Here is a 15,356-nt window from a genome sequence, read left to right on the forward strand (position 1 = left end):
CCCCATCCCCGACCAGCCCTGGCGCCGATCGAACGCCGCCACCGCCAGCAGCCAGGCACACGTCGCCGCCGCGATCCGCCCCGCCCACCGGCAGATCACCTCCTCCACCTCCCCCAACGACGCCGACTCCACATCCACCCCCAGCGCCGAGGAGGCGGCAGGATCGGCGGAAACGGGGAACACAGGAACAGCCATCATGATCACCGGGCCAGGGGTGTCGTCGAACAGGACTCGAACATCGTCCCACCCCCCACCGACAAAAACCCACCAAGATCAACCAGGCGGCAACGCCCACACACCGCCGCGACCGACCCGCACCCCCGGCCGCGACGCCGAACCTGGGGCCTATAGCCGCCATCGCGCCATCGCGGCATCGCGGCATCGCGCCATCGCGGCATCGGATCATGGAATGCTACGGAAGCCGAACCGGCCGGCAGCGGACCCGGAAACGGTGCCCGGCAGCCACCCAGGCGACTACGCCGGCACCCCAAAGACGATCTTGGTGTTCCGCGGAACCGGCACCGACCCGAGCTCCCGGCCGGAATGTGCATCCTGGGCGGGAGCCGTTGGCCGGATCGATGATCACGATTGTTCGTGGAGGGACCGAGGACCAGACGGCGCCAGGTGGCGGTGATCGGTCGCGTCGGCTGGGTCAGTTGGTCGCGCCGACTGGGTCAGTCGGTCGCGTCGACCTCGGTGGGTGTCGCGTCCGAGCCCGCGCGCAGGTGGCCGGCGCCCTCGAGGCTTCTGGTGTCGATCAGCTCGCGGACCCGGCGGACGAAGTCGGCCAGCGGCATGGACGTCTCCTGACCGGACCGGTCCCGCACGGAGACGCTGCCCTCCTCGACCTCGCGCCGACCGACGACGACGATCAGCGGGATCTTGCGGGTGACCGCGGTGCGTACCCGGGCCGGGAGCCGGCCGTCGCTGGCGTCGACGTCGACGCGCACGTCCGCGTCGAGCAGCGCCTGACTCACCGTCTCGGCGTACTCGTCGAGCTCCGGCATGATCGGGATGACCCGGACCTGCTCCGGGGCCAGCCAGACGGGGAAGGCGCCGCCGAAGTGCTCGGTGAGGAACGCGACGAACCGCTCGTGCGAACCCAGCGGCGCCCGGTGGATGACGACGACCTGCTTGTCGGTCCCGTCGGCGTCGTGGTACTTCAGGTCGAAGCGCTGCGGGGTGTAGAGGTCGACCTGGTTCGTCGAGGCGGCGAACTCCTTGCCGGTCACCGAGCGGATGATGAAGTCGACCTTCGGGCCGTAGTGCGCCGCGCCGCCGAGTTCCTCGACGTACGGGATGCCNGACTCGTCCATCGCCTCGCGGGTGANCCGTTCGGCGTCCTCCCACATCTGCGCGTCGTCGTGGTACTTCGTCGTGTTCGCCGGGTCGCGCAGGGCGAGAACCATGTAGAAGTCGGTGATCCCGAGCGCCCGGTAGTACTCGTCGTGCATCCNCATGACCTCGAGGAACTGCTCCTTGGCCTGCTCGCGGGTGCAGTAGATGTGGGCGTCGTTCTGGGTGAAGCCGCGGGCCCGCATCNGGCCGTGCAACTGGCCGCTGCGCTCGAACCGGTACACGGTCCCGTACTCGGCGATCTTGTAGGGGAGCTCGCGATAGCTCTTCGGCCGGGNCTTGTACACCATGTGGTGGTGCGGGCAGTTCATCGGCTTGAGGTAGTAGTTCTCGCCCTCGATCTGGATCGGGGCGTAGAGGTCCTCGGCGTAGTACGGCAGATGCCCGGACAGGAAGTAGAGGTCCTCCTGGGTGATGTGGGGCGTGACGACCCGGCGGTAGCCGAGGCGCCGCTCGGTCTGGCGGGCCCAGCCCTCCAGTTCGTCGCGGATGATCGTCCCGTTGGGCAGCCACAGGGGCAGCCCCTTGCCGATCTCCGGGCTGAACGCGAACAGGTCGAGATCCTCGCCGATGCGGCGGTGGTCCCGCTTGGCGGCCTCCGCCAGCGCGGTCAGATACTCCTTGAGCGCCGGACGGGTCGGCCACGCGGTCCCGTAGATCCGCTGCAGCTGGGGGTTCTTCTCGTCGCCGCGCCAGTAGGCGGCCGAGTTGCGCAGCAGNGCGAACGCGGGGATCAGATGGGTGGACGGCAGGTGCGGGCCGCGACACAGGTCGGTCCAGACGACCTCCCCGCTGCGGGGATCGACGTTGTCGTACATCGTCAGCTCGCCGCTGCCNACCTCGGTGGCGGCCGCGCCCGAGGCCTCCCCCTTGATGTCGACGAGCTCCAGCTTGAAGGGCTCGGCGGCGAGCTCCTCGCGGGCCGCCTCCCGCGAGGTCAGCACGCGGCGGCGGAACCGCTGGCCCTGCTTGACGATCTCCCGCATCCGGGCCTGGATGCGTTCGAGGTCCTCGGCCTGGAACGGTTTGGGCACGTCGAAGTCGTAGTAGAAGCCGTTCTCGATCGGCGGCCCGATGCCGAGCCGGGCCTCGTCGAAGAGGTCCTNCACCGCCTGGGCCATCACGTGCGCCGTCGAGTGCCGCAGCACCGCGAGGCCGTCCGGACTCGACATCGGCACCGCCGTCACCTCGGTGTCCACAGCCGGCACGGCGGTGAGGTCGCGCAGCGTGCCGGCGGCGTCGCGGACGACCACGATCGCGTTCGGACCCGACATCGTCAGGCCGGCGGCCTTCACCGCCTCCGCAAAGCTGCTACCGGCTGGAGCGGACACCCGCTCCTCGGGCACCGCGGGCATACGTGCCGACATGGCCGCCTCTCAAGATCCTTGATGCTCTGCCTTCCTCCGATTGATCGTAGTCGCCCGCGCCGGGTGCACCGACGCACCCGCCCGGGCGTCCGATGTTCCTTCGGGGGGCCTCGTTCGGGGCGCTCTTCACCGAATTGCCCGCCCCGCGGCCCGAAGGCAGCGGCCCGAAGCCGGTGGTTCGAAGCCGGTGGTCCGAAACCGGTGGCTCGCCCCGGGCGGCAGCGTGTCATTCCGATCGGCGCCTGGGCGCCCCCGGCGTCCGGGTGGAGCAATGACCGGGCGGGGCCGACCCCCGCAACGGAGCGATATTCCCGTTCGGGGGTGGAGCCGCCGGAAATCCTCTCGGGCGAATCCGGATATCGGGCGCCTAATAGACCGTGGACTGAAGATCTAATCCGTCGTAATCCCGGCCGAGTCGTCCGGCCGGCGGCGGCGCCGGCCGGAAATGTGCCCGTCGGGGCGACTTCGCCGTGCGGGCTGCGCCGGGACCGGGCAGGCCGGACTCCGCGGGCGCCCGAACGGACAGCCCACCGCCATGGGACGGGTGCGCTGCCCGGCGGACCGCACCCGCCTCGGCGCCGGCGCCTGGGCCGCGCCGCGGATCCGGCGAGGGGCGCGCGCTGACCATGGCATCCGCATGCCGGCGCCCGCCTGCTCGCGCGCCGGGTGCCGCGGCGGCGAATGTGCTCGCATTGGTCCGCGGTCACGAAGTGCTACGTATGGCGATCTCAAATCTTTGTCGCGGCGCAGGTCACCGCTTTTCCTATAGGCGTGGGCGGGACCGTGTCGCTGCGCTGCGTAAACATTTGCGGGACGTCGTGGATGCACCAGGGTTGCCGGCCCGAGGCGGTGGTGATCGGCGTGAAACATCCGGCTGGATGCGAGGACTACCCGTTCAGGTCAGAAGCCCTTGTCCGGTGCGACTCCGTGATTTACCCTCGTTGGGCGGCTGCTTTTGCACAGCCTATGCTTGGAGGGCTCATGGCTGAACTCCGCCCGCTTCCTCTCTTTGCCGGCCCATTCACCACGCTCGACGGCCGGTACTCCGCCTTCGCGGACGGAANGGTCCTACGTGTGGGCCTGAAGATGAACACCCCGCCGACCTGCAACTGGAAATGCCCCTATTGTTATGCGGGCGATCCGGAACTGCACGGACGCCCCCGTCAACCCACCGTCATGACGGCGAACGAGTCGGGATCGGTGCCCCTGCACCGCGACCCGGCCTGGGAACGGCGGATGGAGGGCTGGCTCGAGCAGGCGATCGCGCTCGGGCTGCAGGCGGTGACGGTGAACGGCACGTTCGAACCGCTGGCCGCGCCGGACTGGCAGGACACGATCTCCTTCCTGCAACGGCGGGGCATCGCGGTCACGCTCGTCACCAACGGGGGGCTGCTCACGCCGGAGTCGATCGACTGGATCGTCGCCAGCGGCGTCAACCTGCTGACGAAGCTGAACGTGCCGGTCGTGGGGCCCGACGATCCCCGCCGCGCGCGGCTGGCCGAGGTGCAGAAGTACCTGTCCGGTCTGCCGCGGGACGCCGAGACCGTCTACGCCCGGCAGATCGCACTGATCGAGCGTCTCGAGGTCGCCGGCCTGACGGTGANGGACGAGCCCGGCCGCACCAGGCTCGGCGTCGAGTCGGTCATCGCCCGCGACAACCTGGAGTTCCTCCCGGAGCTGGTGGCCCAGCTGCGCGAGCGGAACATCTACTCGCACATCGAGCTCAGCAAGCTGCAGGGCTTCGCCCGGACCAACCCGCACCTGGTGATCCGCCGGGCCGAAATCGAGGAGCTGTTCGAGACCGTCCGCCGCCAGGACGCCGCGATGGGCTACGAGCCGTACCAGGCCAAGCCGCCCTGCCTGGCGGGCGCCTGCTACGAGAACCTGTACCGCCTCGACCTGCACGCCGACGGTGCCGTCAGGCCCTGCCCGGGGATCGAGACGACGATCGGTGACCTCAACCGGCAGCCGCTGGCCGAGGTGCTCGGCAGCCCCGCGCTCGCCGTCATCCGCAACCTCGACGACCACATCCAGGGCGACTGCCGGGACTGCGACCTNCTCGCCACCCGGCAGTGCTACGGCGGCTGCCGGGGCACCGCCTACCAGGCGATGGCGAACTCGGGACGCGGCGAGTACGAACGCTGGACCGCGTCCGATCCGTCCTGCTGGCGGGTGCACCGCGTGCTCGACGACGGCACACTCGCGCAGGATGTCCTCGACCGAGCGCTGACCACCGACGAGATCGCGCGGCTGCGCCTGCCCGACCTGGTCGAGGCCGGTGCGGCCGGTGCGGCCGGCGCGATCGGTGCGATCGGTGCGGCCGGCGCCACCGGCGAGGGGGCGCGGTGAACCGGCCGCTGATCTCCGCCGACTCGCACCTCTGCGAGCCGCCCGAGCTGTGGACATCCCGGCTGCCGCGGCGCTACCAGGAGCGAGCGCCCCGGGTGGTGAACCTCGACGGGCGGCCGGGGGAGTACTTCGTCTGCGAGGACATCCAACCGCGCAGCGTGTACGCGGCCAGCGCCGCCGGCGTGCCGTCCGAGGAGCTCCCCCGCCGGGCGGCCCAGGGCTTCGCCGCCGCCCCACCCTCGGTGTGGGATCCGCGGGCGCGGCTCGCCGAGCAGGACGTCGACGGCGTTGCCGCGGAGGTGCTGTTCCCCACCTTCGCGGACCTGGTCTTCGGCTGCCGCGACGCCGAGTTTCGCCGCGCCTGCCTGCGCGCCTACAACGACTTCGTCGCCGAGTACTGCGCCGCCGACCCGAACCGGCTCGTCGGCACCGCCCTGGTGGACGACGCCGACCCCGGGCTCGCGGCGGCGGAGGTCACCCGGGCGGCGGGTCTGGGCCTGCGCGGCGTCGTGTTACGCGCCGACCCGGAGCGGTCCTACGCGGACGCCTCCTTCGACCCGGTGTGGGAGACCGCCGTCGGCCTCGACCTGCCGGTGGTCATCCACCGGGGCGCCGTCCGCCGCGACATCACGATCGACGTCCACGGCGCGCTGCTCGACTACGTCATGATCCCGTCCCAGGCCCAGCGCGNGCTCACCGCGCTCGTCTTCGGCGGTGTCTGGGAGCGGTATCCGGCACTGCGGCTGGTCCTCTGCGAGTTCGACCTGCTGTGGATGCCGCATTTCCTGCAGCGGCTGGAGCACGCCGACCACCGGTTCGGACGATCCTTCGGCGTCGACCTGTCCCGGCCGGCCCGCGACCAGGTGACCGACGGCGTCTGGGTCACGTTCCAGCACGAGACCGACGAGGTGACCCGGATCCTGNCGAGCTGGTCGCGTGAGCGGCTGATGTGGGCCTCGGACTACCCGCACGCGGACTCCACCTGGCCGCACTCGGTGGGCAAGGTCGCCGAGCTGCGTGCGGCGGTCGGGCCCGACACCACCACGCTGTTCACGCACGACACGGTGTCCCGGCTGTTCGGGCTGCGCCTGCCGGCGACCGCCCCGACCGGCCCAACCGCTCCGACCGGCCCGATCGCTCCGGTCGCGTCACTCGAGGCGGNGCGTCCATGAGCGAGCGGACCGATACCGCCCGGCTCGACGTCGAACGCTACCGCGCCGAGGGTCTCGTCATCGCCCCCGAACCGATACCGGCCGAAGTCCTCGACGATGTGCGGTCGGACCTCGTCGACTATCTGCGGGACGACCCGAGCGATGTGCCGGACTTCGTGCCCGACCTGATGGCGAGTGGCTTCGGCCTGCGCTACGGCAGCCACCCGGTGCTGCTGGACGCGGTGTCGGCGGTGCTCGGCGACGATGTCCTGCTGTGGGCCTGCGGGATGTTCGGCAAGNCGGCGCGGGTNGGCAAACCGACGCCCTGGCACCAGGACGGCCACTACTGGCCCATCCGGCCGCTGGCGACGTGCACGGTGTGGCTGGCGCTGGACCGGTCCGGCCCGCACAACGGCGGACTGCGCTACGTCGCCGGTTCGCACCGGGCGCGCACGCTGCTCGGGCACCAGCGCTCCGACGGGCGCGACACCACCCTGAACCAGGGGCTGGAGCTCGACGAGCCACAGCGCGCCGCCGTGCGCGTCGCCGAGCTGGAACCGGGTCACTTCTCGCTGCACGACGTCCATCTCGTGCACGGATCCTCGGCCAACGTCTCCGGGGCGCGCCGCGCCGGAATCACCTTCCGGTACATGCCCGCCACCTCCTACTACGACCGTGATCTCGCCCGCCGCCAGCACCGCGAGCTCGGCGTCCCGGACATCTCCGGGCGGGTGCTCCACCGAGTCCGCNGCGTGGACCGCACCGGCCGCAACGACACGGTGGACGCGACGGCCGGGCCCTGGACCGCTGCGGCGGCCCCGGCTGGCGGGCCCGCGCCGCCCGTGTCAGGGAGACCCTCGTGAAAGTCGCCTTTGTGAACGTCAACGCCAAGCAGGACGCCATCGGAGGGCGGGAGCTGACGTTCTACGAGAACAAGTGCAGCATCGAGCTGGGCACGCTCTACCTGGAGGCCAACGTCGCGTGGCGGCCGGAGGACCGCACGCTGCAGGTGAACCTGCTGCACCTGCTCAGCCGGGGCGAGGACTGGCGTTCGGCGCTCGGCCGGTTCGCCCCCGACGTCGTGGCGCTCAGCGCGTTGACCTACTACGCGCCGGAGCTCGCCTTCGTGGCCGGCTGGGTCAAGGCGGAGTTCGGCAGCGTCGTGGTCGTCGGCGGCCCGCACGCGACGGCGCTCGGCCGGAGCGTGCTCGACGACGACAACATCGACTACGCCCTGGTGGGGGAGGGCGAGGCTGGTTTCAGCGACCTGCTCGACCTGCTCCGCGAGGGCGGCGGTGACGGCGGTGATGGCGGTGGCGGCGGCAGTGGTGGCGATGGCGGTTCGCCGCGGGCGGACGTCGTCGGGCTCGTCTACCGTGAGCCCGACGGGACCGTCCGGGCGAATGCGCGCGGCGTCGTGCCCGACCTCGACACGCTCGCGACACCCACCCTCGCGCACCTCGACCCGACCCTCTTCGCCGGATACACCTCGCTGCTCAACCTCAAGGTGCGGTACGTGCCGATCGTCACCACGCGGGGCTGCCCGTACCAGTGCGTGTACTGCCACGACATCATGGGGAAGTCCGTGCGGTACCGGTCCGCGGCGGCGGTGGTGGCGGAGGTCGACTACTGGCGGGAGGCCGCCGGCGTCGACACGTTTCTCGTCTACGACGACATCTTCAACATCCACCGCGGTCGGGTACGGGAGATCTTCGCCGAGTTCGCCCGGCGGCCCGGGCTGCGCTTCGCGTTCCCCAACGGCCTGCGCGCGGACCTGCTCACCGAGGACATCGTCGACCTGCTGCTCGAGGGCGGCACGTTCTACGCGATGGTCGCGGTGGAGTCGGGTGACCGACGGGTGCAGGAGGTGATCAAGAAACGGCTGAACCTCGAACGCACCCGCAGGATGATCGAGTACATGGGTAACGCGGGCGTCATTCTCGGCTCGTTCAACATCTTCGGCTTCCCGTCGGAGAGCGAGGCGGACATCGAGCGGACGATCGAGTTCAACGCGTCGACGACGGGGCTGAGCAAGGCGAACTTCTTCGTGCTGTCCCCGCACGAGGGCACCGAGGTCTGGGACATGGCGATCGACCAGGGTTATGAGCCNCCCCGTGGTGGTGCGGGCGAGGGCTATTTCAGCGCCCGGGAGAGCTCGCCGACTGCGGAGGTCTCCTGGCATCGCCTGGAGGAGCTGCGCCGGGAGGCGTACAGCCGCTTCTACCTGACCCCGGCACGGGTGCGCAAGGTCCTCACCGACACCGCGCGGAACATGACCCCGCAGGAGAAGCACACCTTCCACAGCGTCGACTACTCGTTCGTGCTCCGGCAGTTCCTCGACGTCGACTCGCTCGATGCGCTGNCGCGCGGCGAAACCACCGAACTCCTGCACGACCTCCTGCCGGCCGGAGTGCTGTCCGGCTACTGACGGCCCACATGACGGGCGCCCGTCGGATGGTCGCCCGTGACGAAGCGGATGCGTTGCTGCGCCCAGCGGCCGAGGTCCTCCGCGGTGGCGAAGTCGNCCGCCGCGATCATGACGTGGACCGTGCAGTGGTCCGAGCGCGGCGCGCGATGGATGTAGGTGCCCGGGTGCTCGTAGACGCAGACCTCCACGACGTCCGGGTGCGCCCGCACCTCGTCCAGCCCCTCGATCGCCCGCAGCATCCCCTCGTCGGCGAACAGGCCGAACGTCATCACCGCGGGGCTGCGCCGCTCAGGTTCGGGCCGCTCAGGTTCGGGCCGCTCGGGTTCGGGCCGCTCGGGTTCGGGCCGGTCGGGTTCGGGGGCCGGCGCCGCGCGCCCGTTCGCCGTCGGCGCGCCGGTGGCGATCCGGACCATCGTCTCGACGAGGTCGACGCCGTGGGCGAGCCGGGCCGACCGGAAGATCGGGCCGCCGCCCATCCGCGCCGCGACCTCGAGTAGCACCGGCCCGGTGTCCGTCGTGCGCATCTCGGCGTGGAACACGCAGTCCCGCAGGCCGAGCGCGCGCACGGCGCCGGCCGCCACGTCGTCCACCCGGGCCAGCAGCTCCGCCGGCAGCCGGGAGGGCGACGACCACAGCACCTCCTCGAAGAAGGGGCCGTCGGCCGGCAGCGGCTTGTCGTGGTGGGCCAGCACCCGCACCTCGCCGCCGACGACGCTGCCCTCGACGCTCACCTCGCCGACGGGCAGGTCCAGCGAGCTGGCGAACCACCGCCGCCCGCCGATGAGCTGCTCGACGAGCAGGCGAGGTGCCGCGCCGCCGCGGAAGGTGGCGTGCACCAGCGGGTCGCCGGCGACGACCTGGGCGCCGCCGCGCAGCACGTCGTCGAACGCGGCGGCCAGCTCGGCCGGGTCGTGCACCGTCCAGACGAACAGGCTGCCGCCGGCGAGCAGCGGCTTGAGCACCACCGGGTAGCCGATGTCCGCGGCGATCGCCAGCGCCTCGTCGAGCCGCCCGGCGGTGCCGAACCGCACCGTCGGCAGGCCGTGCTCGGCGAAGGCCGCCCGCATCCGGGACTTGTCCCGGGCCCGCTCCAGCACGTCCCCCGGCGTGAACGGCAGGCCCAGCTCCGCCGCCACGGCCGAGCAGAACGCCAGACCTGTCTCCGACAGCGAGACGATGCCGTCCGCGACGCTCCCGCGGCGGGCGAGCAGGTCCCGCGTGGCGCGGATCGCGGCCGGCGCGTCGAGCCGGTCGATCCGCACCACGTCGGCGAGGAGTTCGTCGGCCCAGGGCGGGACGTCGGTGTGATCCTCGGCGAGCAGGACGACGCGCGGGTGGATTTCGGCGAGGCGGATGAGCGCCGGCCGGCGTGGTTCGTTGAGGGGGCTGTAGACGAGGAGCGCGCCCTCAACCATCCCGGCGCGCGATGCAGGCATAGAAGTTGCGGGTGAAGACGAACTCGTCGCGTTCGGCCCCCGCGNCCAGCTCGGCGAGCCACCGGTCGGCCTCCGCGGCGGCGAATCCGGCGGTGACGACCCAGTCCCGGATCCGGGTGAAGAATGCCCGGTCGAAGGTCCGATCAATACGGACCGTCGAGTGGAACCCGGTGACGGTGAAACCGGCGTCCCGCAGCAGCGAGGGCAGCTTGCGCCCGATCCAGCCGTCCTGCCAGAAGTCGGTCGCCGCATCGAGGATCCGGCGGCTGAGGTCCCGGTCGCCCGGGTGGATCACGGCGCTGCCGAAATCCTGGTCGAGGACGGCGGCCGTCCCGCCGCGACGGGTGAGCCGGTGCATCTCCCGGAGGATGCCGGCGGGGTCGGCGGCATGCACCAGCACGGTCGCGGTCGTCGCGAGATCGAACTGCTCGTCCGGCAGCGGCACCTGCGTTCCGTCGGCGGCGAAGATCTCGAACCGGCCAAAGCGTTCGGCCGCCCGCCTGGCGAGGTAGGCGCTGCGATCGATGCCGACGNCCCGCTCGACCTGGTCGGTGCCCAGATGGCCCACCAGCCGGTCGAGAACCTGCCCGGTGCCGCAGCCGACCTCGAGGACCGTCCGCGCCTCCCGCGGCAGCAGATCGAAGAACCAGTCGAGGACGGCGGGATAGTAGTGCCCGGCCATCCGTTCGAGAAGAATGCTTTCCTCGAAGGTGGGATCGGCTCCCGAATCGATGGTGTCGAACGGGTCGACGTTGCGTTCGATCGAGATTGTCACTACTGCGCTCCCGGGGTCCGAAGGGCACTGAGCGAACGGCCGTCCTTTCGGACCACGATTTCCGGGCCGCTGCGCCCCGTCAAGCTCGACTGTCGGCGCTGATAGGCGGTATCAACATTTGACCGTATTTGCGGCGGTGTCGGGNGGGTGGGTGGCAGGCGCTGCCGCCCCGGTCCAGATCGACGCCGCGTGGCACCATCGAGGTGCTTGGCGCGGTTCGTCCGTCGGGCGACCTGAGGGGGGACGAGTGGAGACTCTGCGGATCGAGCTGTTCGGCCACTTTCNGGTCACGGTGGGAGACCGGGCGGTCCCGGACGCGACCTGGTCGCAGCGCAGGCCGGCGGCGCTCGTCAAGTTGCTCGCCCTGGCACCCGGGCACCGCCTGCGCCGGGACCAGGTGATGGACGTCCTGTGGCCGGAACTGGACCCGGCCGCGGCCGGCCGTAACCTGCGCAAGGCCCTGCACGCGGCCCGCCGCGCGCTCGACGGCGAACAGGGCGCGGATCTCATCGCGTCGGTCGGTGACCTGTTGTGCCTACCGGCGGATCGGCTGTCGGTCGACGTGGACGAGTACCGGTCGGCCGCCGCGACCGCGCGGCGCACCCGGGCCGTCGACGCACACGTCGGCGCGATCGAGCGCTACCGGGACGGGCTGCTGCCGCAGGACGTCTACGAGGACTGGGCGGCCGCGCCGCGCGATGCCCTGCGTGATGACTGGCTGGCGCTGATGGNGGAGTTCGCGGAGCTGCTCGAAACCCGCGGGGACCTCAACCATGCCGCCCGGACCGTGCAGCGCCTCGTCGCCGCGGATCCCCTGAGTGAGGACAACCACGCCTGGCTGATGCGGCTGTATTCCGCCGCCGGTCGCCGTGGCGAGGCCCGGCGGCAGTACCAGCGGCTGTGCGACGTGCTCGACGCGGAGCTGGGGATCGAACCGAGCCCGTCGACGCAACGGTTGTACGAGGAGATCCGCAGCAACCTCGCGGCCGAGCCGGAGCAGGCGATCGAGGTCTGGGAGCGGGTCGGGGACCTGCGCGCCCAGTCGGGCGACGCCGCGGCGACGATCACGGCCTACGAGCGGGCGCTGCGGGCCGGACCCGACGCGTCGACAGCCGTCCGCCTGCATCGCAAGAGCGCCGCCACGCTGGTGACGCAGCAGCAGCTCGACGCGGCCGAGACGCACCTGGACGCGGCGGACCGACTCGGGCCGGACGCCACCGACCAGGGCCGGCTGGCCGGCGTGCGGGCGAGTGTGATGCGGGAACGCGGCGACCTCGCCGCAGCCCGCCAGCTGGCCGACCGGGCGCACCAGGTGGCCGTGGTGCACGGCGACGCCGACGCCGTCGTCGAGGCGCTCGAGGAACAGGCGATCCTGGCGCACATCCAGGGCACCTGGCGCACGGCGCTGCAGCTCCAGATGCCGCGGCTCGCGGCGGTGGACCTGGGCGGCCGGGTCAGCCGGTTCTTCGAGATCAACCACTGCATCGGGCAGTACCAGCTTTACGAGGACGCCCTCGCCGGCGACGTCGAGCAGTACGCGCGCGAGACGCTGGCGCTGGCCGAGCGAGCCGACGCGGTGGCGGTGCAGGCCTTCGCCTGGTGTCTGCTCGGCGAGTCGCTGCTGTTGCGCGGCCACTGGGACGCCGCGGCCGCCTGCCTGGACCGAAGCTGCGAGCTGTACGCGCCGATGGGCAGCCGATCCGTCGCGCTGCCCTGGCTGCGCCGGGCCGAGCTCGCGATCTGCACGGGTGCCTTCGACGAGGTTGCGCCCTACCTCGGGCGGGCGTCCGCCATCGCGGCGGTCACCCCGCTTGCCCGGCACGCCTGGGGGCGGTTGCACGCCACGGCCGCGCTGGCGGCGCTGGAGCGGGACGATCTCGACGGCGCCGTCGAGTCGGTGCGGGCGGCGTCGCGCACCGCGGCCCACTACGGCGACTGCGCCAGCTGCGGCCTGTTGCTCAACCCGGTCGGCGCGGAGACGCTGGCGCGGACCGGCGACGTCGCGGGAGCGCGGGCCTTCGCCGAGGCGGCCCGGCGGGCGGCGTCGTTCCACGACAGCATGGCCTGGACGGCCATGGCCGAGTCGGCGGCCGCAAGTGCCTCGGTGGCCGCAGGCGACCCGGTCGAGGCTCGCGTGGGGTTCGACTCGGCCGCCGCGCTGTACGAGAAGGCCGGGCAGCCGTTCTGGGCCGCCCGCTCGCGCCGCCAGGCCGCCGCGGTCTGAGGACCGCCCCGGTGACGGCCGCCGGACCTGGTCCGCGGTGCCCGGCTCGGTGGCCCACCCGGGTTGGGCCCGACTGCGGTGCGCTCTGCACGGTCTGTGCCCGCGCACCGTGCAGAGCGCACCGCACGCCGCCGGTGCACCGCGACCGGCCGGTATGGCCTGCGGTCGGTGGCCCGTCCACTCGCGGCCGAACCAGGAGGCCGTCGTCCTGATCGATCAGGACGACGTCAACGTCGTCGCGAGACTCGGACAGTCGGATCGTCCGCTCCGGGCCGCCGAGCACTGCCCCCGGTACACGCCCCTGCCCCCGACCGCTGACTCGACCTGCTGCGTGACTCAGGCTGCTGTGCGGCTCAGGCTGCTGTGCGGCTCAGGCTGCTGTGTGGCTCAGGCTGCTGTGTGACTCAGGCGGTCGGCTGCGGGACGATGCGGATGTAGGGCTTCGGCTCGTCCCAGGTGCCGAAGATCTCCTTGGCCTGGTCGTTGGAGACCGAGCCGGCGATGACGACGTTCTCGCCCTGCTTCCAGTTCACCGGGGTGGCGACCTTGTGCTTCGCGGTGAGCTGCAGGGAGTCGATGACCCGCAGGACCTCGTCGAAGTTGCGCCCGGTCGTCATCGGGTAGACCAGCACCAGCTTGATCTTCTTGTCCGGGCCGATGACGAAGACGTTGCGCACGGTCTGGTTGTCCGCCGCCGTCCGGTCCGACGGGTCACCGCTGACGTCGGCGCCGAGCATGCCGTACGCCTTGGAGATCGCGAAGTCGGNGTCNCCGATCAGCGGGTAGTTGGGCGCGGTGCCCTGGGTCTCCTCGATGTCCTTGGCCCAGGCGTCGTGCAGCTCGATCGGGTCGACCGAGAGGCCGATGATCTTGACGTTGCGGCGGTCGAACTCGGGCTTGATCGACGCGACGTAGCCGAGCTCGGTCGTGCAGATCGGGGTGAAGTTCTTCGGGTGGGAGAACAGCACCGCCCACGAGTCGCCGATCCACTCGTGGAACTTGATCGGGCCCTCCGTGGTCGCGGCCACGAAGTCGGGCGCGGTGTCACCGATCGTCAGGGACATTACTCACTCCGTTCACAGAGGAAGCTCGGCGAGGGACGCCGAGGTGGTGCGTCGTGAAGGACTCTACGGACACGGCGTTCCCTGGACNTTCCCTTGGCACGCAGGCCTCCGCCGAGGCTCGTCGGGTCGTGCGGCCTTGTCAGGACGGTCGCTGGCAGCCGGGGCACCAGAACAGGTTGCGGGCGGCCAGGCGGTTGGTCAGCACCGTGGTGGCGCAGATCAGGCAGGGCTGGCCGGCGCGGCGGTAGACGTAGACCTCGCCACCGTGGTCGTCGACCCTGGGCGGACGGCCCATCGCCTCGGGGGTGTGCTCGGGGCGCACGGTGTCGATCCGGCCCGTGCGCACCCCGTCGGCCATCAGCGTGACCAGGTCGGCCCAGATGGCCGTCCACTGCCGCCGGGTCAGGTCCCGTCCGGGTAGCAGCGGGTCGACACCGGCCCGGAACAGCACCTCGGCCCGGTAGATGTTGCCCGGGCCGGCCACGACCATCTGGTCGAGCAGGAGGACGGCGATCGGGGTGCGGCTGCGCTCGATCCGGCGCCAGGCCAGGTCCGGGTCGGCATCGCCGCGCAGCGGATCGGGGCCGAGCCGGTCGCGCAGCGTCTTCACTCCACCGGGTTCCAGCAGCTCGCAGGCGTTGGGACCGCGCAGGTCGGCGTAGCCGGTGTCCGCGGTGAGCCGCAGCCGGACGGCGCCGGTCGNNACGGGAGCGGGCCCGGGGCCAAAGGCGTAGGTGCCGTAGATGCCGAGGTGCACATGCAGGACCTGGTCGTGGTCGAACCGCAGGAGCAGATGCTTGCCGTGCGCCTCGGCGTCGGTGAGCGGCCGCCCGTCCAGCCGGCGCGCGCCCTCGGTGAACCGCCCCTGGGGGCTGGCCACGGACACCGTCCGGCCGGCGAACATCCGCTGGTGAACCGCGGCCAACCTGTGCACAGTGTGACCTTCGGGCATAGTCGGGCGATCATACTGCCGCGGACGGGGTATCCCCTCCTGCGACGAGCGGCCCGTGGACCTGGGTGGCCGCCCGCGGTGANCCGGATGTGGGCCACGGGGGGACCATGCGAGCACCTGGTCGGGTACGGGCTGAGGCGTTGNCCGAGGCGTGCGCGGCGGCGGGGGAGCTGCCGCTTCCGGGGCGCGGTCGGACGCTCGAACGCTGGGCGGCGCTGGCCGCGCTCGCGGCGGACGACCTGGTGCTCGCGCGG

7 protein-coding genes and 21 pseudogenes are annotated in these 15,356 nt (G+C 71.6%); 11 read left to right on the plus strand and 17 right to left on the minus strand.

All coding sequences use genetic code 11. From position 1 onward, the window contains the following. The 9 genes and pseudogenes from UK94_RS34170 to UK94_RS76610 all read right to left on the minus strand — a co-directional run. Positions 1–195 (minus strand): annotated as a pseudogene (locus UK94_RS34170) (HNH endonuclease); the annotation flags it as partial. Between the two features lie 479 nt (positions 196–674). Continuing rightward, the coding region (locus UK94_RS68710) for a His/Gly/Thr/Pro-type tRNA ligase C-terminal domain-containing protein (protein ID WP_235490400.1) at positions 675–1,304 on the minus strand (630 nt) is incomplete at its 5' end. Positions 1,305–1,331: 27 nt separating this feature from the next. Next, positions 1,332–1,456, minus strand: a pseudogene (locus UK94_RS68720) (hypothetical protein); the annotation flags it as partial. 1 nt (position 1,457) lies between these two features. Then, positions 1,458–1,542 (minus strand): annotated as a pseudogene (locus UK94_RS68725) (hypothetical protein); the annotation flags it as partial. A gap of 1 nt (position 1,543) precedes the next feature. Further along, a pseudogene (locus UK94_RS68730) lies at positions 1,544–1,633 on the minus strand (hypothetical protein); the annotation flags it as partial. Position 1,634: 1 nt separating this feature from the next. Continuing rightward, positions 1,635–2,075 (minus strand): annotated as a pseudogene (locus UK94_RS68735) (threonine--tRNA ligase); the annotation flags it as partial. Position 2,076: 1 nt separating this feature from the next. Continuing rightward, positions 2,077–2,192 (minus strand): annotated as a pseudogene (locus UK94_RS68740) (hypothetical protein); the annotation flags it as partial. 1 nt (position 2,193) lies between these two features. Continuing rightward, positions 2,194–2,461 (minus strand): annotated as a pseudogene (locus UK94_RS68745) (threonine--tRNA ligase); the annotation flags it as partial. A gap of 1 nt (position 2,462) precedes the next feature. Further along, positions 2,463–2,723: pseudogene (locus UK94_RS76610) on the minus strand (threonine--tRNA ligase); the annotation flags it as partial. Between the two features lie 1,086 nt (positions 2,724–3,809). Between UK94_RS76610 and UK94_RS68750 the strand changes: the two are divergent. The 9 genes and pseudogenes from UK94_RS68750 to UK94_RS28645 all read left to right on the plus strand — a co-directional run. Beyond that, positions 3,810–4,326, plus strand: a 517-nt coding sequence (locus UK94_RS68750) for a radical SAM protein (RefSeq protein ID WP_235490418.1), incomplete at its 3' end; no start/stop codon positions are given. 221 nt (positions 4,327–4,547) lie between these two features. Continuing rightward, the coding region (locus UK94_RS68755) for an SPASM domain-containing protein (RefSeq protein WP_235490419.1) at positions 4,548–4,780 on the plus strand (233 nt) is incomplete at its 3' end. A gap of 1 nt (position 4,781) precedes the next feature. After that, a pseudogene (locus tag UK94_RS75300) lies at positions 4,782–5,072 on the plus strand (radical SAM protein); the annotation flags it as partial. A gap of 182 nt (positions 5,073–5,254) precedes the next feature. Beyond that, positions 5,255–5,762: amidohydrolase family protein (locus UK94_RS68760; protein WP_268761700.1), on the plus strand; the 508-nt coding region annotated here is incomplete at its 3' end. Between the two features lies 1 nt (position 5,763). Then, positions 5,764–5,995 (plus strand): annotated as a pseudogene (locus tag UK94_RS68765) (amidohydrolase); the annotation flags it as partial. Between the two features lies 1 nt (position 5,996). Continuing rightward, positions 5,997–6,233 (plus strand): annotated as a pseudogene (locus UK94_RS68770) (amidohydrolase); the annotation flags it as partial. Positions 6,234–6,240: 7 nt separating this feature from the next. Further along, a pseudogene (locus tag UK94_RS68775) lies at positions 6,241–6,522 on the plus strand (phytanoyl-CoA dioxygenase); the annotation flags it as partial. A gap of 12 nt (positions 6,523–6,534) precedes the next feature. Beyond that, positions 6,535–6,972 (plus strand): annotated as a pseudogene (locus UK94_RS68780) (phytanoyl-CoA dioxygenase family protein); the annotation flags it as partial. 260 nt (positions 6,973–7,232) lie between these two features. Then, a partial coding sequence (locus UK94_RS28645) for a radical SAM protein (protein WP_235490424.1) occupies positions 7,233–8,332 on the plus strand: 1,100 nt, incomplete at its 3' end. 312 nt (positions 8,333–8,644) lie between these two features. Here UK94_RS28645 and UK94_RS75305 read toward each other — a convergent pair. From UK94_RS75305 to UK94_RS68790, 4 genes and pseudogenes are all read right to left on the minus strand, one after another. Continuing rightward, positions 8,645–8,747: hypothetical protein (locus UK94_RS75305; RefSeq protein WP_268761701.1), on the minus strand; the 103-nt coding region annotated here is incomplete at its 5' end. Position 8,748: 1 nt separating this feature from the next. Beyond that, positions 8,749–10,087 (minus strand): annotated as a pseudogene (locus tag UK94_RS28650) (ATP-grasp domain-containing protein); the annotation flags it as partial. Between the two features lie 45 nt (positions 10,088–10,132). After that, positions 10,133–10,620 (minus strand): annotated as a pseudogene (locus UK94_RS68785) (methyltransferase domain-containing protein); the annotation flags it as partial. A gap of 1 nt (position 10,621) precedes the next feature. Further along, a pseudogene (locus UK94_RS68790) lies at positions 10,622–10,769 on the minus strand (class I SAM-dependent methyltransferase); the annotation flags it as partial. Positions 10,770–11,262: 493 nt separating this feature from the next. Between UK94_RS68790 and UK94_RS68795 the strand changes: the two are divergent. Further along, positions 11,263–11,593 (plus strand): annotated as a pseudogene (locus UK94_RS68795) (transcriptional regulator); the annotation flags it as partial. A 1-nt stretch (position 11,594) separates the two neighbouring features. After that, positions 11,595–13,086 (plus strand): annotated as a pseudogene (locus tag UK94_RS28660) (bacterial transcriptional activator domain-containing protein); the annotation flags it as partial. Positions 13,087–13,490: 404 nt separating this feature from the next. Here UK94_RS28660 and UK94_RS68800 read toward each other — a convergent pair. From UK94_RS68800 to UK94_RS68810, 4 genes and pseudogenes are all read right to left on the minus strand, one after another. Beyond that, positions 13,491–13,852: pseudogene (locus UK94_RS68800) on the minus strand (peroxiredoxin); the annotation flags it as partial. Positions 13,853–13,857: 5 nt separating this feature from the next. Further along, positions 13,858–14,150, minus strand: a pseudogene (locus UK94_RS68805) (redoxin domain-containing protein); the annotation flags it as partial. A gap of 139 nt (positions 14,151–14,289) precedes the next feature. Continuing rightward, the coding region (locus UK94_RS28670) for a zinc finger domain-containing protein (protein ID WP_235490403.1) at positions 14,290–14,852 on the minus strand (563 nt) is incomplete at its 5' end. A gap of 2 nt (positions 14,853–14,854) precedes the next feature. Beyond that, a pseudogene (locus UK94_RS68810) lies at positions 14,855–15,102 on the minus strand (DNA-formamidopyrimidine glycosylase family protein); the annotation flags it as partial. Between the last annotated feature and the right edge of the window lie 254 nt (positions 15,103–15,356).

It is taken from the genome of Frankia sp. AvcI1, assembly GCF_001420875.1.
Taxonomy (GTDB): domain Bacteria; phylum Actinomycetota; class Actinomycetes; order Frankiales; family Frankiaceae; genus Frankia; species Frankia alni.